This window comes from Erwinia sp. GW821-FHT03D09 (genome assembly GCF_059420805.1).
On the sequence record NZ_JBWKUK010000001.1, the window covers coordinates 202,153 to 220,879 of the forward strand.

At 57.6% G+C, this 18,727-nt stretch carries 18 protein-coding genes; 8 read left to right on the forward strand and 10 right to left on the reverse strand.

The genetic code is table 11. The annotated features are described in order from the left end of the window. Window positions 1-35: 35 nt before the first annotated feature. The 4 genes from AC07U6_RS01050 to AC07U6_RS01065 all read right to left on the reverse strand — a co-directional run bounded on the left by AC07U6_RS01050 (window position 36) and on the right by AC07U6_RS01065 (window position 4,312). On the reverse strand, window positions 36-344 hold the full coding sequence (locus tag AC07U6_RS01050) for a hypothetical protein (RefSeq protein WP_494762683.1): 309 nt from the start codon (window positions 342-344) through the stop codon (window positions 36-38). A gap of 110 nt (window positions 345-454) precedes the next feature. Continuing rightward, the gene (iolE, locus tag AC07U6_RS01055; RefSeq protein WP_494764490.1) at window positions 455-1,366 is read right to left on the reverse strand and encodes a myo-inosose-2 dehydratase; all 912 of its coding nucleotides are present in this window, start codon (window positions 1,364-1,366) and stop codon (window positions 455-457) included. A gap of 29 nt (window positions 1,367-1,395) precedes the next feature. Next, window positions 1,396-3,240 carry a 3D-(3,5/4)-trihydroxycyclohexane-1,2-dione acylhydrolase (decyclizing) gene (gene iolD, locus AC07U6_RS01060; protein ID WP_494762684.1) on the reverse strand — a complete coding sequence of 615 codons (1,845 nt, stop codon included), beginning with the start codon at window positions 3,238-3,240 and terminating at the stop codon, window positions 1,396-1,398. Between the two features lie 133 nt (window positions 3,241-3,373). Continuing rightward, window positions 3,374-4,312, reverse strand: coding sequence for a MurR/RpiR family transcriptional regulator (locus tag AC07U6_RS01065; RefSeq protein WP_494762685.1), 939 nt, complete (start codon window positions 4,310-4,312; stop codon window positions 3,374-3,376). A gap of 378 nt (window positions 4,313-4,690) precedes the next feature. Here AC07U6_RS01065 and AC07U6_RS01070 point away from each other — a divergent pair, with 378 nt between their 5' ends. From AC07U6_RS01070 to AC07U6_RS01105, 8 genes are all read left to right on the forward strand, one after another. Beyond that, window positions 4,691-6,124 (forward strand): NAD-dependent succinate-semialdehyde dehydrogenase, encoded by a 1,434-nt coding sequence (locus AC07U6_RS01070; RefSeq protein WP_494762686.1) that lies wholly within the window; start codon window positions 4,691-4,693, stop codon window positions 6,122-6,124. Between the two features lie 10 nt (window positions 6,125-6,134). Continuing rightward, window positions 6,135-6,947, forward strand: a complete 813-nt coding sequence (locus tag AC07U6_RS01075) for an HpcH/HpaI aldolase family protein (protein WP_494762687.1) — start codon at window positions 6,135-6,137, stop codon at window positions 6,945-6,947. Between the two features lies 1 nt (window position 6,948). Then, window positions 6,949-7,929, forward strand: a complete 981-nt coding sequence (locus AC07U6_RS01080; protein ID WP_494762688.1) for a hydroxyacid dehydrogenase — start codon at window positions 6,949-6,951, stop codon at window positions 7,927-7,929. Between the two features lie 44 nt (window positions 7,930-7,973). Beyond that, window positions 7,974-8,969: an inositol 2-dehydrogenase gene (iolG, locus tag AC07U6_RS01085; RefSeq protein ID WP_494762689.1), complete on the forward strand. Its 996-nt coding sequence runs from the start codon at window positions 7,974-7,976 to the stop codon at window positions 8,967-8,969. A 21-nt stretch (window positions 8,970-8,990) separates the two neighbouring features. After that, window positions 8,991-10,109, forward strand: coding sequence for a Gfo/Idh/MocA family protein (locus AC07U6_RS01090; RefSeq protein ID WP_494762690.1), 1,119 nt, complete (start codon window positions 8,991-8,993; stop codon window positions 10,107-10,109). 445 nt (window positions 10,110-10,554) lie between these two features. Then, on the forward strand, window positions 10,555-11,748 hold the full coding sequence (locus AC07U6_RS01095) for a CobW family GTP-binding protein (RefSeq protein WP_494762691.1): 1,194 nt from the start codon (window positions 10,555-10,557) through the stop codon (window positions 11,746-11,748). 69 nt (window positions 11,749-11,817) lie between these two features. After that, entirely contained in the window at window positions 11,818-12,195 is a 378-nt protein-coding gene (locus AC07U6_RS01100; RefSeq protein WP_494764491.1) for a TraR/DksA C4-type zinc finger protein, read from the forward strand. A 409-nt stretch (window positions 12,196-12,604) separates the two neighbouring features. Further along, window positions 12,605-12,817 carry a YMGG-like glycine zipper-containing protein gene (locus tag AC07U6_RS01105; RefSeq protein ID WP_105595629.1) on the forward strand — a complete coding sequence of 71 codons (213 nt, stop codon included), beginning with the start codon at window positions 12,605-12,607 and terminating at the stop codon, window positions 12,815-12,817. Between the two features lie 84 nt (window positions 12,818-12,901). On the opposite strand, the gene AC07U6_RS01110 is transcribed toward AC07U6_RS01105, so the two are convergent. The 6 genes from AC07U6_RS01110 to AC07U6_RS01135 all read right to left on the reverse strand — a co-directional run bounded on the left by AC07U6_RS01110 (window position 12,902) and on the right by AC07U6_RS01135 (window position 18,472). Next, a complete protein-coding gene (locus tag AC07U6_RS01110; RefSeq protein ID WP_494762692.1) occupies window positions 12,902-13,375 on the reverse strand; it encodes a tellurium resistance protein TerW in 474 nt (157 codons plus the stop codon). A 94-nt stretch (window positions 13,376-13,469) separates the two neighbouring features. After that, complete coding sequence (locus AC07U6_RS01115) at window positions 13,470-14,426, reverse strand: HpcH/HpaI aldolase/citrate lyase family protein (protein ID WP_494762693.1); 957 nt, start codon at window positions 14,424-14,426, stop codon at window positions 13,470-13,472. Continuing rightward, window positions 14,426-15,499, reverse strand: coding sequence for a cysteine protease StiP family protein (locus AC07U6_RS01120; protein WP_494762694.1), 1,074 nt, complete (start codon window positions 15,497-15,499; stop codon window positions 14,426-14,428). Before AC07U6_RS01120 ends, AC07U6_RS01115 begins: the two co-directional genes overlap by 1 nt. Continuing rightward, window positions 15,492-16,274: an HAD family hydrolase gene (locus AC07U6_RS01125; RefSeq protein ID WP_494762695.1), complete on the reverse strand. Its 783-nt coding sequence runs from the start codon at window positions 16,272-16,274 to the stop codon at window positions 15,492-15,494. Before AC07U6_RS01125 ends, AC07U6_RS01120 begins: the two co-directional genes overlap by 8 nt. Continuing rightward, window positions 16,267-17,406, reverse strand: a complete 1,140-nt coding sequence (locus tag AC07U6_RS01130) for a phosphoribosyltransferase domain-containing protein (RefSeq protein WP_494762696.1) — start codon at window positions 17,404-17,406, stop codon at window positions 16,267-16,269. The genes AC07U6_RS01125 and AC07U6_RS01130 overlap by 8 nt, the downstream gene beginning before the upstream one ends. Before the next feature lie 10 nt (window positions 17,407-17,416). Continuing rightward, window positions 17,417-18,472, reverse strand: coding sequence for an ATP-grasp domain-containing protein (locus tag AC07U6_RS01135; protein ID WP_494762697.1), 1,056 nt, complete (start codon window positions 18,470-18,472; stop codon window positions 17,417-17,419). Between the last annotated feature and the right edge of the window lie 255 nt (window positions 18,473-18,727).

The following is an 18,727-nucleotide window of genomic DNA, read 5'->3' on the forward strand; positions in this document are numbered from 1 at the left end:
GTGCTGTACCGTTGGTGTGAACGGGTGTCCGTCAGTCAGGCGTAGCGGCGTACGGCGGGCGCGCGCAGCTGAGCGAGAATACAGGCGCAGTTCTCGTACAGCGTGCGAATACGGCGCTCCAGCACCTCCGGCGGATGGGCCTCCACTTCCTCATACATACTGAGAATTTCGCTTTTGCAGTGCGAACGGCAGCTGCGTTTTTTCAGCCGGGCATCCAGCCAGCGCAGCAGCATCAGCTTTTTCTCCGCCTCGCGATGCAGCATGCTGCCTCTGATACTGCGAATAGCCTGCAAAAAATCCTGATAGAAGTCGGTGATATCCTGCATTTTATCGATATTCATCATCGTTGCATCATCCTGCCCGGTTAAGCGGCAGCCGGAGAGTGCCCGGCTGCCGGGTCGTCAGTCAGCGGCACGTGCCGCCGGTGATGGAGTCGTGATTTCTCTGCTGCCGTTCAGCGCTTTGCGGGCGGCTCGATGGCGTATCCGGCTTTGGTGAGCGAAGATTTCAGGCTGGCATAGCCAATCCGCGCGTATTCCAGCGGCGGAGCCAGCGCAGGGTCCTGTTCGGCCTCGACCACAAACCAGCCCTGATAGCCGATACCGGCCAGCCGTGCGATAACTGCATCGAAGTCAATGCTGCCGTCACCGGGCACGGTGTAAACGCCTTTCAATACCGCATCAAGAAACGAGTCGCGCTGCCAGTCCAGCCCGGCGCGCACGTCCGCGCGAATGTCTTTGGTATGCACGTGGTTGATGCGTTTGCCATGCTTACTCAGCACGCTCAGCGGATCGACCCCGGCAAACACCAGATGCCCGGTATCAAACAGCAGCCCCACCTGCGGGCCGGTGGCGGCCATCAGCAGATCGATATCGCGTTCGTCTTCAATCACCGTACCCATATGGTGATGGAAAGCCAGCGGTACGCCGAAATCACTGCACCAGCTGGCGAACAGGTTCAGCTTCGCGCCGTACTCGCGGATCTGTTCCTCAGTCAGCCTGCGGCGCTGGCTCAGCGGCACCTGCTGCTGGTTCTGAATAGTGCCTGCGGTTTCGCCGTAGACCAGGCAGGCCGCACCGCACGCCTTGAACAGCTGCATCTGCGGGGTTGCTTTAGCGATTTCACTCTCCAGATCGTTATCCAGCAGGGTGCCGGAGTACCAGCCGGAGATCAGCTGGAGCTGATATTCCGCCAGCTGCGGTTGCAGTTCAGCGCGGGTTCGCGGGAACTTGCCACCGGTTTCGACGCCGGCAAAACCTGCCAGCTGGCTTTCGGCCAGGCAGACGGAAAGCGGTGTGTCGCCGCCGAGCTGCGGCAGGTCGTCATTGGACCAGGCGATAGGGGCGATCCCCAGTTTTGCGTGCAACGTCATGTTCTGATTCCTCTGGCTGGAAGTTAAATACCCAAGCGCTGGTTTTTGCGGCCCGCCACGTGCTCGGCTCGCGCCTGATTCACGCTTCCGCGCTGGCTGACTTCCGGCACGCCAACGTCCCACCAGGCATCGCCCGGCGTCCATTCGTGTGGATGCGTGTCGATGCAGATGACAGTGGTGCGATCGTTGGCCTTTGCCCAGTCCACGGCGTCGGCCAGCTCGTCCAGACTGCTGACCTTGCGGGCAAGGGCACCCATCGACTGCGCGTTGGCAACGAAATCGACGTGGAACGGTTCGGTAACCCGGCAGTCCTTGAGCAGGTTGTTAAACGACGCACCGCCCTTGGCATTTTGCAGGCGGTTAATCACCGCATAGCCGCCGTTGTCGCACACCAGCAGGATCAGCTTGTGTCCGGAAAGCACGCTGGAGTAGATATCGGAATTCATCATCATATAAGTACCGTCGCCGATCAGGACGAAAACGTCGCGATCCTGCTCCATCATCGCCGCGCCCCAGCCCGCAGAGATTTCATACCCCATACACGAGAAGCCGAACTCGCAGTCAAAGGTGCCGGGATTTTTCACCTTCCAGCCCTTAACCAGTTCACCCGGCAGGCCGCCCGCCGCGCTGATCACGTAGTCTTCGGTAGCGGCGCGTTCATTGACCACGCCAACCACCTGCGCATAGGTCGGCACGCCCGTCGTTACGGTGCGCTGCTGGCGTTCGGCGATTAGCTGATTCCACGCGGCAAAGGCAGTTTTACCGCTGTCCAGCCACTCCGCATCCGCAGCATAGTTGCCAAGTGCGGCATTGAGTTCGCGGATGCCTTCGCGGGCATCCGCGACCAGCGGCAGCGAGAAGTGTTTGTGGGCATCAAAGCGCGCGGCATTAATGGCAATAAAGCGCGCTTCGGGTGAAAACGCCGTCCAGGAACCGGTGACGAAATCCATCAGTCGGGTGCCAATGGCGATAATCACATCGGCTTTTGCCGCCAGCGCGTTGGCAGACGTCGAACCCAGGATACCGACCGGGCCGATATGCAGCGGGTGATCGTGGGTGAAGGTACCTTTACCCGCGATGGTTTCCACCACCGGGATACCGCGCTGGCGGGCGAAGGCTTCCAGCTCAGCCTCTGCGTGGGAGTAGCGCACGCCACCACCGGCGATAATCAGCGGATGCCGGGCTGAAGCCAGCAGAGTTGCCGCCTGTTCCAACAGTTGCCGATCGGGGCGAGGGCGCGGAATGGTATGAACGCGGCGGGCGAAAAATGCTTCCGGATAGTCAAACGCCATCTCCTGCACGTCCTGGCACAAACCAATAAACGCCGGGCCGCATTCCGCCGGGTCGAGCATGGTTGCCACCGCCTGCGGCAGCGAAGAGAGGATCTGCTCCGGCCAGGTGATGCGATCCCAGAAGCGGGTTACCGCTTTAAAAGCATCGTTGACCGTCTGGCTGGGGTCGCTGAAGTGCTCCACCTGCTGCATTACCGGGTCCGGCACGCGGCGGGCAAAGGCATCGCCGCAGATCATCAACATCGGCAGGCGACTGACGTGGGCGACGCCGGCGGCGGTCAGCAGGTTAGTGGTGCCGGGGCCGATAGAGGCGGTCACCACCATAATCTGCTGGCGCAGGCGCGCTTTGGCAAAGCCGACGGCGGCGAAAGCCATCGACTGCTCATTCTGGCCGCGCCAGGTGGGTAACACGTCCTGCACGCTTTCCAGCGCCTCACCTATGCAGGTGACGTTGCCGTGGCCGAAGATGCCGAAAACGCCGGGGAAAAGCGGTACGTCTTCACCGTCTACGTGGATAAACTGATTGCTCAGGTAACGGACCACCGCCTGTGCAGTGGTGCAACGATAGATCGACATAGTTTCTACCTGCTGTAGGGCCTGTAATCAGGCTGGTTATAGAAATTAATTTGCTAAAAATTCAATAAAGCAATTTTAGTTGCAAATCCGAACGTAGCTCTCCCCAAAGGGAGAGCGTTAAAGCGGACTGCGGCTATTTATTCGTGCTTTTTTTCCCTTCTTCGCGGATCTGCGTGCGCTCGGTTAGCGTGGCAATACGCGGCTGTTCCTCTTCCGGGTGCAGCTCGGCGGCCAGCGCCAGCGCGATGCACTGAACCAGGCACACCGGCGCGGCCAGCGAACGGGAAAAACTGTATTCCTCTTCCGGGATGGTAAACAGCACCCGAGCGTCCTTCGCCAGCGGAGACAGCACGCTGTCGGTGATCGCAATCAGGGGCACCTTTTTTTGTCCGGCAATGTCGGCGATCTGTACCACTTCCTGAGCGTAGTGGCGGAAAGAGACGGCAATCAGCGCATCGCGCGGGGTCATATTCATCGCCATATGCGGGGCCAGCCCGCCGGACATATCCAATAGCACCACTTTGCGGTTCAGCATAGTCAGCAGGTAACGCAGCAAAATGGCCACCGGCTCAGAACGTAACTGCCCGGCGATAAAAATCGTGTCGGCGCGGCCCATCAGCTGAGCGCTATGGTCAAGATCGGCAGCCGTCACACTTTCCAGCATGCCCTGCAGCGTGGCGATATCACGCACCACTAAATCCTGCAGAAAACCGAGGTTTCCGAGCTGCTGGTTTTTTTGCAGATCGTTTTCCAGCGCCACAATGCGCTCGTTATAGCCGGGCGCGGTGGTTGCCAGCCGGGTCTGAAACACCGCCTGCATCTGCTTAAAGCCGCTGTAACCAAAGTGCTGGGCAAAGCGCACCAGCGTTGATGGATGAAGCGCGCAGCGGGCGGCAATGGCGTTAATTGACTCCAGTGCCACGGCGTTAGGATTCTGAGTAATAAAACGCGCCACCTGTTGAAAACGGTCCGACAGCTGCGGATAGCGGGCGGTGATTTCATTCACCACCTGTTCATAGTTCTTATGCGGCGGTGGGGCATCTTTCCTGTCTGTTTCTTTTCGGCTCACCATTGGCATCTGTCCTTACGTTTGATTCTGACCGCAGGCTATCGCAACTAAAATTGCATTACAATTTTCATTGCAACTGAAATTTCTAAAAGCGTGATCTGACTCAGAAGTTACGCATTTCGTTATTTTTGAATAATAGTAAAAACCATCCCGGGTGATTGCGATTATTTCCTATTAAAAATGTTAACAATCATGCTTTTAATTTGATTTTTCTGACGAAAAAAACGCTGTAAACGGGGCTGATTTTGTTGTTGCAATTTTTATTGCGTTTTTTTCTTATTTGCAATTAAGTTAATAAACGGTGGCGGTGAGCAGGCAACGGCTTCCGCCGAATTAACGTCTCCGATCCCGGTCAGGGCGGCAGGAAAACAGGATCAGGCTATGTATAACGACTACGGGCAGTTTATTAACGGCGGCTGGCGACAGGGTAGCAGTGGTGAAACCATTGTAGTCACCGATCCGGGCCGCGACGAACGGCTGGGTGAAATAGCCGCGGCTTCTCGTGAAGATACGCTGGAAGCAATTGCCAGTGCGGAAGCCGCGTTAGCGCCGTGGCAGGCGCGGGCCGCGTGGGAGCGGGCCGATACGCTGCACCGCGTGGCAGCAGAAATGGAGCGGGCTCGCGAGCAGGCGGCACGCACTATCTCACTGGAGAGCGGCAAGCCGCTGGCGCAGGCCAGCCGCGAATGGACGCTGGCCATCGATCAGTTCACCTGGTATGCCGAAGAGGCACGCCGGGTGTATGGCCGCATCGTTGAAAGCCGCGTGCCGGGCGGGCGCTGTGAAGTTTCTCACCAGGCGGTGGGCGTGGTAGCCGCCTTTACCGCGTGGAACTTCCCGGTGGTACTGATTGCCCGCAAGCTGGCCCCGGCGCTGGCGGCGGGCTGTACCGTGGTGCTGCGCCCCTCCAGCGAAGTACCCGGATCGGCAATGATCATTATGACCTGCCTGCAAAAAGCCGGACTGCCGGCGGGCGTGGCCAACATGGTTGTTGGACCCACGGCGAATACCTATCAGCCGCTGATTGAATCGCCGGTTGTGCGTAAAGTTACACTGACCGGCTCCACGGCGATTGGGCAGCAGATGATTCGTGATTCAGCAGCCACCCTGAAGCGCGTCAGTATGGAGCTGGGCGGCAACGCACCGATGATCGTCTTTGACGATGCCGATATCGAAAAAGCGCTGGACCTGGCGGTGCCGACCAAATTCGCCAACTGTGGCCAGGTGTGTGTTACCGCCGATCGCTTCTATGTGCATGAAACGGTCGCGCAGGCCTTTATCGAAGGATTCGCCCGTCGTGCCGCGGCAATCAAGGTTGGCTACGGGCTGGATGAGGGCAGTGAGATGGGCCCGTTGATTAACTCGCGACGGCTAAAGGCGATTGAAAACATCGTCGAGGATGCGCGGCAGAAGGGCGCGCGCGTGGTTACCGGCGGGCAGCGCATTGCGGGCAAACCCGGTTTCTACTTTGCTCCCACGGTGCTGGCCGATGTGCCTGAGGATGCGCTCGCGCTGGCCGAGGAAAACTTTGGCCCGATCGCCGCCATCACCACCTTCACTGACGAAGCCGACGTTATCGCCCGGGTGAACCGCAGCGAGCTGGCGCTCTCCGCCTATGCCTTCACCCGCGACGCCGCACGTATTCGCCGTGTCTCTCAGCAGCTGCAGGCGGGTATGGTTGGCATCAACAGCTTCGCACTGGCGTCAGCCGACGTGCCGTTTGGCGGGATCAAAGCCAGCGGTATGGGCAGCGAAGGCGGCGCGGAAGGTATTTTCGAATATATGAATATCAAACTGACGCAGGTGGTCCTGTAAGGAAACCGCAATGATCAACAGCAACGTTAAGCGTTTATGGGCAGAAGGGCACAGCGTACTAAACGGCTGGCTGTCGGTCGCCAGCCCGTTTACCGCTGAGATTATGGCGGCACAGGGCTACGACGCGCTGACCATCGATCTTCAGCACGGGCTGGTCGGCTACGAGACGGCTACCACCATGCTGCAGGCGATGCGCGCCAGCGGCGTGACGCCAATGGTGCGCGTGCCCTGGCTGTCGCCGGGCGACATTATGAAAGCGCTGGACGCCGGGGCCTGCGGCATCATCTGCCCGATGATCAACAACGGCGAGGAAGCCCGACAGCTGGTGTCCTGCGTGCGCTACCCGCCGCTTGGTTCCCGCAGTTTTGGTCCGACGCGCGTCACTTTTGCCGCAGGACCGGATTACGGCCAGCATGCGGACAGCGAAGTGGTGTGCTTTGCGATGATTGAAACCGCCGACGCGGTGGAAAAAATCGAGGAAATTGTGCGCACCCCGGGGCTGGACGGCATCTATATTGGTCCGGCGGATCTGACTCTGGCGCTGACCGGGCGCCGCTATCGCACCGGTTTTGACCGCGAGGAGCCGGAGATCATCGACGCCATCCGCCACATGCTCGATCGGGCGCATGCCGCCGGTATCCGCGCCGGTTTGCATAACGGCAGCCCGGAGTATGCCGCCAGAGCGGTGGAATGGGGCTTCGATCTGGTCACCGTTTCTAACGACGTCCAGCTGCTGCGCGGTGCGGCTGCGGCCAGCGCCACGCGTTTTCGCCAGCTGACCGGCGCTGCGCCGCAGACTAACGGCCAGCAGGAAGGATACTGAGATGCCGCATGTACTGATTGCCGGAAGTATTCATCAGGCCGGGTTGAGCATTCTGCAAAACACCTCCGGTTTCACTTACGAGCTGGTGAAAGAAGTCAGCACTGCCAGCTATGCACCGTTTATCGATCGCGCCGACGCGCTGCTGTTGCGCACCCAGCCGCTGACCGCCGCAGAGATTGAACAGGCTTCACTGCTGAAGGTGGTTTCCCGCCACGGCGTGGGGTATGACGCGGTTGACGTGGCGGCACTGAACCAGCGCGGTATTCCGTTAACTATCGTCGGTGACGTCAATTCGCTGTCGGTGGCGGAGCACACGTTTGCGCTGCTGATGGGGGTAGCGAAACAGGTGCGGGTTTACGATGAAAACCTGCGTAGCGGTAACTGGAACTGCCGCAACAGCTTCTCGGCGATGGAGCTGTCCGGGCGCACGCTGTTTGTGCTGGGCTTTGGTCGCATCGGCCGGGAAGTGGCGAGAATGGCGCGCTGCTTCAATATGTTCGTGGTGGCCTACGATCCTTATGTCGCCGATGAGATCTTCCATGCCCTTGGCGTAGAGCGGATTACCGAACTGGAAGCCGGATTAAAAATTGCAGATGCGCTAACCGTGCATCTGCCGCTCAGCGACAGTAAACCGCTGATTGGCCACCGTGAGCTGGCGCTGCTTAAGCCGCAGGCTATTGTGATCAACACCGCACGCGGCGGAATTATTGATGAGGACGCGCTGATCGACGCGTTGAAAAACGACCGCCTGGGCGGCGCGGGACTGGATGTCTTCAGTCAGGAACCGCCGCCGCGCGACTCGGCGCTGCTGCATGCGTCTTATCGCCTGATCCTCAGCCCGCATTCCGCCGGACTGACCGAAGAAGCGGCGATGCGCATGTCGGTTTCCGCCGTAAATAATATTATTCATTATTTCACTGGCGAGCTGGAAGAGAACTTAATTGTTAATTACCAACAGATAAATAACGCGCACGCTGTTTAACAGCTGGCGAATAATCACTTACCCGTCCTCTACAGGAACTGACTATGTTAAATATAGCCGTGCTCGGTGCTGGCCGCATCGGGAAAATCCACGCCGCGAATATTGCCACACACCCGCAGGCAACGCTGGTGGCGGTCGCCGATCCTTTTATTAACAGTGCTAAAAGTCTGGCGGAATTATATGGCGCAAAAGCCGTCTCCGACCCGCTGGAAGTAATTAACGATGGTGACGTTGATGCCGTAATTATCGCCACGCCTACCGATACCCACGTTGATTTAATGCTGGCCGCTGCTCGTCAGGGGAAAAAAGTATTATGCGAAAAACCGGTCGATCTGGATTTACAGCGCGCCGCCGATGCCTGCCGTCAGCTTGAGGAAATTAACGCCCCGGTAATGGTGGCATTTAACCGCCGCTTCGATCCCAGCGCCAGCGAACTGCAGCAGGCGATTGCCAACGGTGAAATTGGTGAACTGCATCAGGTGGTGATTACCAGCCGCGATCCGGATTTTGCGCCGATGGACTATCTGCGCCATTCCGGTGGGATTTTCCGCGACATGGTGATCCACGATTTCGATATGGCCCGCTGGCTGCTGGGGGAAGAGCCGGTCGAAGTGTATGCCAGCGCCAGCCGCCTGCTGAAGCCGGAACTGGCGGAGTTTGACGATTACGACACGGTGATGGTTCAACTGACCACCGCATCGGGCAGACAGTGCCATATCAACTGCAGCCGTCGGGCGGTTTATGGCTACGATCAGCGTCTGGAGGCGTTCGGCTCTGCCGGGATGCTGCTCAACAATAATCAGAGAGCGAATAGCGTACGCCGCTTTAATGCCTCCGCCACGGAAGTACAGGCCCCGCTGGAAGCGTTCTTCCTTGAGCGCTATGAGCTGGCCTATCGGCTGGAGATGGATGCGTTTATTCAGGCCGCGCTGGGCAAACGTGCCATCCCCGTTACCCCCTTTGATGGCCTGATGGCGCTGAAGCTGGCCGAGTGCGCCGCGCGCTCTGCCGCCAGCGGCAAACCGGTAATCGTTGACTAATTCCTGACGGAGAACGAAGAAATGAAAAAGCCTGGCATTGGTATTATCGGTACCGGATTTATGGGGTTATCACATGCGCTGGCCTATCGTGCCGCCGCAGGCATATTCCCCGGCGATGCGGTACCGGAACTGATTGCGGTGGCTGATGTGGACGGTGCTGCGGCAGAACGCGCGGCAAAACGCTTCGGCTTTCGCCGCCACACCGACGACTGGCAGTCACTGATTAATGACCCGGAGATTGACGTGGTTTCCATCACTACGCCGAACCGTTTCCATCTGGAGCAGGCGCTGGCAGCAATTAAAGCCGGTAAGCACGTGCACTGCGAAAAGCCGATAGCACCGACCAGCGAAGAGGCACGGATCATGACCGATGCCGCCGAGGCGCAGGGGGTGATCACCCAGGTGGGCTTTAACTATCTGAAGAACCCGCTGATTAAGCTGGCCAGGGAGATGATCGACAATGGCGATCTGGGCGATATCATCAGCTTTCGCGGTATTCACGCCGAAGATTTTATGTCCTCCCCACTGACGCCGTGGTCATGGCGGCTTGATCCTGCTGGTGGCGCAGGAGCAGTGGCCGATCTCGGCAGCCATATTGTGGCCATGGCGCGCTTTCTGCTCGGCCCGGTGGTGGCGGTGCAGGCAGATTTGGAGACGGTCATTAAGCAGCGCCCGGTATCGGCCGGCGCTCACGAACAGCGAGCGGTTGAGGTGGATGATATTGCTCGCATGACCGTGGAATTTGCGCGCGGATGTAAGGGCAGCATCGAGGCCAGCTGGGTGGCGATGGGCCGCAATATGCAGCTGGGTTTTGAGGTTTACGGCACGCGCGGGGCGCTGCATTTTACTCAGGAGCGGTTTAACGAGCTGCACTATTATCGCCACGATGCTGCCGGTGGGCTGCGCGGTTTTCAGAAGATCGAGGCGGGTCCACAGCAGCAACCTTACGGCGCTTTCTGCCCGGCACCGGGCCATCAGCTGGGCTTTAACGATCTGAAGACCATTGAGATTGCGGAGTTTCTGCGAGCGGTAGCCGGTGGGGAGTTCAGCGGACCGGGGTTCCGTGATGCGATGGAGATCCAGCAGGTGATTGATGCGGCGATTCGGTCTTCGCGGGAGCAGCGGTGGGTGGCAGTTTGATTTTGATTGGGGGCTGAAGCTATGGCTGGGCGTTTGGCGATCGGCTTGACCGGCTGTGCCCTCGATCGGGCGGGTCCTCGCGCCGCTTCGCGGTCCCCTCAGTTCGTGCGTGACCTTTAGCCAGAACGGGCTGATTTCAATCGCGAATGTGCAATCGGTGGTGCATAGCATGGATGATGTATGAGGGAAGATAATTGCATATCAAGGAAGAGGTCTTGCTCGACGATTATGGTATGAGGCGCAAGAAGTTCGTCTACGATGATCGTCGGGTTCATTACAGCTACGTTTTCGCTGCCGGTCGCGAAGTTTATACGGTCATTATTGGCAGGCTGGCTGACGAACTTACTTATTCTTAACCTACTGCTTAGCGGGGGGCTAATGATATGAGTAGCCTGATTAATTGATATGTTATAACATTAAATAAAATATCTTTTCGGACTGGATCATGCAGCGCATCCCCCTGACCATTTTGAACGGTTTCCTTGGCGCAGGGAAAACCACTTTGCTGAAAAGTTTACTTATGCAGGCGCAGAATCAGCGGCTGAACGTCAGCGTCATTGTCAATGATATGAGCGAGCTGGACGTTGACGGCGTGCTAATTGCCAATACCGAACTGGTGGGGCAGCAGCGGCAAAACTTTATCTCCATTTCTGCCGACAGCATCAGTAGCCCGACCGGGGTAAACAAACTCGCTCAGTCGCTGGAACAGCTGGCCGATCGCCAACCCGACCTCATCCTGCTGGAAACGTCCGGCAGCAGCCATCCGCTGCCGCTGATTAAACTCCTACGCAATCATCCTCTGGTTCAGCTGAAAGGATTTCTCTCGCTGGTTGATGCCGTCATGCTGCAAAGCGATTACGAAGGCGGTAAACAGCTGATCCCGCGCTGGCAGCGCAATCTTGAGCAGCGCCGCGGCGGGGTTGAAAACCTGCTGGCAGGACAGATCCTGTTTTGCAGCCATCTGATGATGACCAAAGTTGATCGCCTGAGTGCGGATTCCGTGCTCGATATTGCCCGCGCCGTACATCCCGTTAATCCTGCGGTGGCCGTCACCGCGCTGCCGTGGGGCAATCTGCCACTCAAGGAGCTGCTGTCCTATTCGAATTATGATTTTCATCGCGTTGCCAGGCTGATTGAAGAACTGGAAGAGGAAATGGAACAGATCGGCGATACGCCAGCCCCCTATGATATTGAATCGCGAGTGATTACGGACGATCGGCCTTTCCATCCCCAGCGGCTGTGGGACACCTGGCAGCAGTTTCTTGGTGCCGGCATCCACCGCAGCAAGGGCTTTTTCTGGCTGCCGGGTAGGGACGATTTAGCGCTGCTGTGGAATCAGGCAGCGGGCAGCATCGGCCTGGAATTTATCAGCTACTGGAAAGCGGGCGTGCTGCAGCATGAAAACAGCCTGCTGAATGCCGATGAACGGCGCATTTTGCAGCAGCAGATTGATGCCATGCCGGGGCGCTTTGGCGATCGGCGCTGTAGCCTGACGGTCATTGGCCTGCGCGATCAGCTGGACCCGTTTGTCTCGGCGCTGCGGCGTTGTTTTCTCACCGAAGAGGAAATTGCCTGGTGGCAGCAGGGTGGGATCTTTAACGATCCCTGGCCAAAAAGCGTTGCCAGACTGAAATCCTGAACATGCAAAACCATCACTCCGGAGGCCAGCGTGCCACAAAGCAGTAAAGAAGAGCAGAAGCTGCTGGCGATGTCGCCCGCAGACTACATGAATCCTCAGCAGCTGGCGTTTTTCCAGCGGCGTTTACAGCAGGATAAACAGGAACTGCTGGTGCATATCGACCAGCTGAAAGCCGGCCTGCAGTGGGGGGATAACCAGGGGGATGAGGCCGACAAGGCACTGCGCGAGGAAGAGCTGCGGCTGCTGTTACGTCAGATCGATCGGGAAAGCCGCCTGCTGCTGAAAATCGATGCCGCACTGCTACGCATCAGAAACGCGGAGTACGGCTACTGCCAGGAGTCCGGCGATCCGATTGGCCTGCCGCGCCTACTGCTGTGGCCAACTGCCGAACTGAGTATCGACGTTAAAATGACCCGCGAAATGAAAGAAGCCGCCTGGCGAAAATAGCGTTGTCGGCTTATTTTAGCTGCGCGAGATAATTAATCGTCTGTCTGACCGCTAGCAACTGCTGATGCAACAGGCCACGGTGGGCGTGCGCCACTGGGCGACGTAGTGCATCTCGTCCTTACTTTGTGGATAAGCGGAAAAATCCAACCCTTCGTCATTGACCAGAACAAAAGATTCACCGCGTCCAGGCAGCTGACTGTATTTCCACTGTTCCAGGGATTCTCCTAAACCGTTTGCTAAGGCGTTCAGACCCCTGAGAAATAGGAATTTTTACCTTTTTCGCCGAGTGGACAAGCAGTAGATTTCAGCCATCGGCAGCGCAGGTCAACACCAGGGACGCTGTTGGATCAAAAACAGTCATAAACGACGTTTCTACCTGCCATTGTTCCTGATGGTAATGAGGTTAATCATGCTTTTAAAACGCAGCTTTTCTGTGGCAGTCGTGGTACTGCTGACGCTCTCTATTACAGCCTGTGGACATATGTCTAACCGAGGTAGAAATACGGCGATTGGTGCAGGTATTGGTGCGATCGGCGGTGCGGTACTGACCGGAGGAAGTTCTCTGGGCACCGTCGGCGGCGCGGCAGTGGGGGGCATTATTGGTCATCAGATTAGCCGCTGATTAATCCGCTGTGTCAGTCATTGCACAGAAAAAAACTAACCTGCTGGCAAACGCCAGCGGGTTTGGTTGCTAAAACATCGCAGATCAATTGTCCTTTTTCTTCGCCAGCGCCTGGTCAATAAGTTGATCAATACCGTGCGCCACGGCCATATCCACCGCCTCGCTGCGGGTGATCTCCTGTAATCTTGAGAGACGATCGATTTTGCGCAGCAGCGACATGCGTAGCGAGAGCGATACCGCTTTTTTCTTATCTTTATTGAGAAATACACGGCTTACCGTTTCCGCCGGTTTCATCTCGGCATTTTCAGCGAGCGCTTCATTCATCCGGCGCAGGGCTTTTTTATCCAGCAGGCCGACGCCGGTTAACTGATAAGAGTGGCTGGCCTTACTGTATTTGATTTCAGCGGAATACGATTCGCGCAGCTCTTTCAGCGCGCGAGTTAACGTAGGCTCGGAACAGTTCAGGGTCGTGATAATGCTCTCGGAAGCCACCGGTTTTCCAGGGCCGAGAAGGATTGCCAGCTTATAAATTCGGGCCTGTCGGGTACTGAGATGCATAATAAGTCGCTGCCTGGATTCATCATTATAGTTTAAAGGCCTGGCAGCATAGCATGTGTAAGGCATTTGCTGGCAGTATCGTCTGAGAGTCAGCTCAGCTTTTGGTCAGCGCGCTCATCAGCCTGATCGCATCCTGATTGTTCTCGTTGATGATGCCGTACACCTGGGCACGGGCAAGGATGGCCGAGGCCCAACGGCGGTGGGTTGCGGGTTCGCACATCGCGCCATGCGACTTAAATACTGCCTGGCTGGAATTCAGGATGCGAAGCGCATCTGCATGGTCGCTGGCAGACACCATCAGCGCGGCTTCGATGAGGCCAATCTGGCTGGGATGAATGGCGGTTTTACCCACCAGACCGTGCAGCATATCCAGCGCCAGTTCGCGATCCATGATCTGCCGATCGTCGATATGTTCGCAGACCGGGGCGGTCAGGGCAAAGTCTCGCGTAGCAAAGACCGAAACCAGCATTTTTATTACGTAGCCCATCGGGCCGTCGTACAGCGTAAACTCACGCGAACGGCGTAGAGACACCACGTTCATCAGATCGTTGCCGCCGATGCGCAACGCGATTATCCGCTGGCGGCAGGGATGATTCGACAGCGCGGCAGCCAGCTCGCGCATTTGCACCACGTCGAACACCTCTTCGGTTTCGAGCGTCGGCATCATGCAAAGATGCGTGTCCTTGAGCATTGCCCACCAGACCGGCAGACAGTGACGGGTAAATTTAGGCAGCACCAGCCCATCAACACCGCTCAGGTCCCACTCGCCAGCCAGCTCAGCACCCATGGTGATATCACGAGGACGAACAAAGACCAGCGGCCAGCTTGCGTTACCCTGTAACTTTTTCGCTTCCGCCAGGCGTGCCAGAACCTGCCGCAAATTGTGGCGGGCAAGGGGGATATCGGCATCACTGACCGCATCCTCCAGACAAATCACCAGCGAACGCAGCCCGTCAATTTTATCGTGCAGCACAGTTTCAGCGATATCCGTGCGGGTGGCTGGCATATACAGCGTTGCACCCAGACGCCAGGGGGAAAGCCGTTCGTTCATCAGAGTACCTTTTTGATAATGGTCACCGCCCGATACTGGCCGATAGCATCGCCAACGGCGGTCACCGCGATGCCTTTTTCACGCGCCAGGTGCAGCAGCAGCGCCACATCGGCATCGTCGGTAGAGCGGACCAGCACATGATCCGGCACGCGGCGCAGAACGGCGCGGGTGGCTTCAGCAATGCCGGGTTTAATGCGGTTAATACTGGTGATGCCATATTGCTGCGCGAGTTGCTTAATGACCGCATCACTCTGCTGCCGTAGTCCAGCATTCTGCTCGGGTTCCCAGCGGCTGGCGGCAACCTGGCCCAGCAGACGGCGATGATGCGCCACCGTATCCACCAGATGGCGGCTGCACTCAAAACGTTCGAGATGAGTACAGATGACGCAGCCGTGCAGCCCTTCGGTTCGCCAGATCGAGCGCGAAATCATGCCGGAAACCGGCGCGCCCATAATGCCAAACGGAATCAGCCAGTCGTCGTCGCTGGCCGACAGCCAGGAACGCCCGCAGGGATCGGCCAGCACCACAAGGCGCGGGTATGCCGGATAGCCGGGGCGATCTTTGAGGGAACGGATCAGCTCGCCGGTAATAGCGCCTTTTCCGGTCCAGCCGTCAACGAAAACAAGGCCTTCCGTTCCGTGCCGCTGTTCAATCCAGTCCAGCGCGGCGGTATCAATGCCGCGATCGCGGATAATGCTGATACCGTAATGATAAGACGTTTTGCCGCGTTCGCGCAGCGCCTGCTGAAGCATCACGCCCAGCGGCACTCCGGCGCGCACCAGGCTTGCCAGCACCAGCGGCGTATCGGGAAAGCGCTCAATCAGCGCCTGCGCCAGCATCGCCACCTCTTTAGCCAGCCGCGCCGCGCCGTGCCCCAGCGCTCGGGCAAACAGATCCAGATGCCATTTGGTCGGCTCCGGCTCCTGGCTCAGCATCTCAGAATAATGCTTTGCGCCAGACTGGATCAGCGCTTCTTTGCGATCCACCGGGGTCATCTCTATCTCAACCGGCGTCAACAGAAAATGGACGTCCTGTGGATGATAAGAGCCTGAAAACGGCACGAAGTCAGTCATTGCTTTGCTCCCTGAACAGCGCCTGATTAATATGCTCGGCAAACTGGCTCTGCCGCGGTAAGCCGTACCAGCTGCACAACTTCATAAAACGGTGATCGCTAAGGCTGTCGCCAAGGCCAATAACCGGAAACACGCCGCGCTCGGCGCGAAGCCGCTCCAACAGGAAGCTGACCGCCAGCCCTTTTTCTACTACCACCGGCAGCCAGGCTACATTGTTACTGTTACGATGGATATACCAGCCCGCGGTGGGGAACCGCTGCTCGATTTCATCGGCAATGGCGTAAAGCTCATCCAGCTTTGTGCTGTCACGATGCTTCATCACCAGATAGACAGGCGTTTGCTGGTATTCATAGTTAATGCGCGCCCAGCCGTTGATGTTGCGCTCAGCCATCAGCTCGGTGATCTGCTGCTGCATGGCAACCAGCTGTTTCGCATAGGGGGCCAGTTTTGCCAGCATCAGCGCCTGCCATTCGGCATCAGGCTCACCCTGCGGGTTGAGGATTACCGCGCCGTGGGTGGCGACGGCCCAGGAACGGAAGGGGATTTCGACCCGGGCGATCTCCTCGGTACCGCGCGCGGTAACCGGAATCAAATCGCCGTGCTCCAGCATCCAGTCAACCAGCATCGCCTGTTCTTCCGTCATAAAACTGCGCGGCTGCAGGCTGCGATCCAGTGCGCCAGTGCGATAGGGCTCAAGAGCCAGCTCATCCACCATCTTGCGGCGGGTCTGGAACAGGGTGTCGTCGAGATCGGAGAAAATCACCGGCTTATTCATAGCTCAGCACCTCGATCTTCGGAGCAACCTTCGACAGCGCCTCAATCAGGCTGGGATCGAGGCTGTCTGCAGGCGTTTCGCTGCACAACAGGATGCGGTCAAACTGCTGATGAGCCACGTTGTAAACATAATTCGGAATGCCCAGCCCGTAGTTATCGCTAAAAGCGATCGCCGACTGAATGGCGAATCCGGTGGCGATAGGTGAGCGGGTAGTGGAGCTGTATTTCACCTCGGCGCCCTGTTGCTCCAGGCGTTCCGCCAGCAGGAAGGGTTCCCAGATGAATTCGCTGGTGCCGAGTACGAGGATCTTTTCCCCGGCGGCCGCAACAATATTTTGCCCCAGATCGCCCGCCGGGGTGGCCATACCCAGACGTCCCCAGTTTTGCCGCCCGGTCACCGGCACGCTGCCGCTGGCGGTCACGTTCACTGCAGGCATCACCGGAACGGGCGCATCCGGGTTTTTCTCCCAGTGCCAGTCGCCGCGCACCAGCGCCACGGTCGTTACCGACAGCGGGCAGGCCCTGGCGATGGCTTCGCCGCTCCAGTCGGTCAGCGTGACGGTAATAACCCGTTCGATGCCGGTCAGCCCTGCTTCATTTCTCAGCGCGGCGAGCAGGTTGATAAAGGTATTGCCGGTAGTGGCTTCATCATCGATGAGCACCAGCGTGCGGGCGTTCTGCACCCGGCAACGCAGTTCTTCATCATCGGGCAGATAAAGCAGATGATCGGTCGCATGGCTGTGGTCTTCTTTAAATTCACACAGCAGTTCACCGCTGACCGGATGGCGGGTGGAGCTAAGATAGACCGAGTCCGGTGCTTGCTGGCGCATCTCGTCAAACACGCCCGCGCCCAGACCGACGGCGGTTTCCGCCATGCCGATAAACAGCACCGGGCCGTCCGGCAGTGCGGGGAACTGAGCGGCCAGCTGGCGGTAAACGTTACGCATGGTGGCCGGGCTGACCGGGATATGGCGGCCCAGCACTTTACTGACAAACAAAAAAGCCCGTTTCGGGTTGCGGCGCTCGGCCACATCAAAGAGATCGTCCAGCGGAATGGTGTTACCGTTTGGCGTGACGCTCAGCGTGCCGCAGGTCAGGGTTTTGCGCCACAGAGGCGAAGATATCGTGGTCATTTTCGTTTCCTTACGGGATCAGATTGGTCAGCGGCTGATAGTGGACGACGTCGGTTATCGAACGCACCGTCGCCGGAACGAAATCACGGGCGGCACTCTCATGAACCTGCTGTGCGCTCATCAGCCCGAGCTGGCGCATGGCGAACAGCCCCGGCAGGTTCACTCCGCTAAAGCGGGTGTAGCCGATACCGCCGGAAGGGCGCATGTTGATCTCCAGCAGCAGTGGTTTACCGTTCACATCGTGGCGGGTTTGTACGTTAACCAGGCCGTCGGCCTCCATCGCTTCGGCACAGGCACGGCCAAGTTCGTAAGCTTCACCGCTGTTTTCCAGTTGCTGCAGCGCGCCGTCTTTCCGCCGCGCGACCGCTGCCAGCACCGAGCCTTTTTCAACCAGCATATCAACGGAATATTCCGGGCCAGGCAGCCAGGGCATTAGCACCAGCGGCTCAACGTGTTCGGCAGCCTCCAGCGCCTGTAGATAGACGTGGGGATGAACCCGTCGGCTGTCAGGATGGGTAAAGGCGGCCATCGGCGCGGCAGATTCATCAAAACGCCAGAATCCCATGCCATAAATACCTGTAACCGGCTTCACGCACAGGGGCGCATCGCCAAACGGCGAGTCCAGCAGCAGCTGCCGCAGTTGGGTCGTGGAATGGATGCGAACGGACGGCACCACCGGCAAGCCGTGCTTTTCCATCGCTTCGGCAAAGCTGACTTTATCGTCAGCGAGATCCAGCATGGCGAGCCGGGTCGCGCCGGTAGTCAGACTGGCACCGCTGGTTTCAATCTCTTCGCGATGAGATTCGAACCAGTGGGCATTACGGCCGGTATGAATTGCCCGAATGCCGTGCTGTTTGACCTGCGACTGGATAAACGCCAGCCGCTGTTCATCTTCAGCAGGTTCAATCAGCGCAAAATCGGCCTGGGAAAGAATTTCATTACGTTGATGACGGTGGGAAGCGAAAACGGTGATCGGTTGCTGCGATGCTTTAGCAACTGCGGAGATACCCTGAATAATATCCCGCTGTGAGGACAAACCTTCCATCAGCCAAATGTTCATTGTCATTCTGTATTTATCCGGTAGGGGCGAAGTTGCACAGCAAATAAGCATCGAGTGTAGGGAGCATAAACAAGGTTGTCAATCATATTATGATTAACGTAAAGACATACCTCTCTCATCTAAAGAAGTGTAAATTTTTCGGCAATATCTGTATATTTCACAGATGGTTAATTAATTAATTATATTATAAATCAGTAAGTTGAAATAGATTTTCAAATGAATGAAAAAAAGGGTGTCATGTGAGAACATCATCATGATATG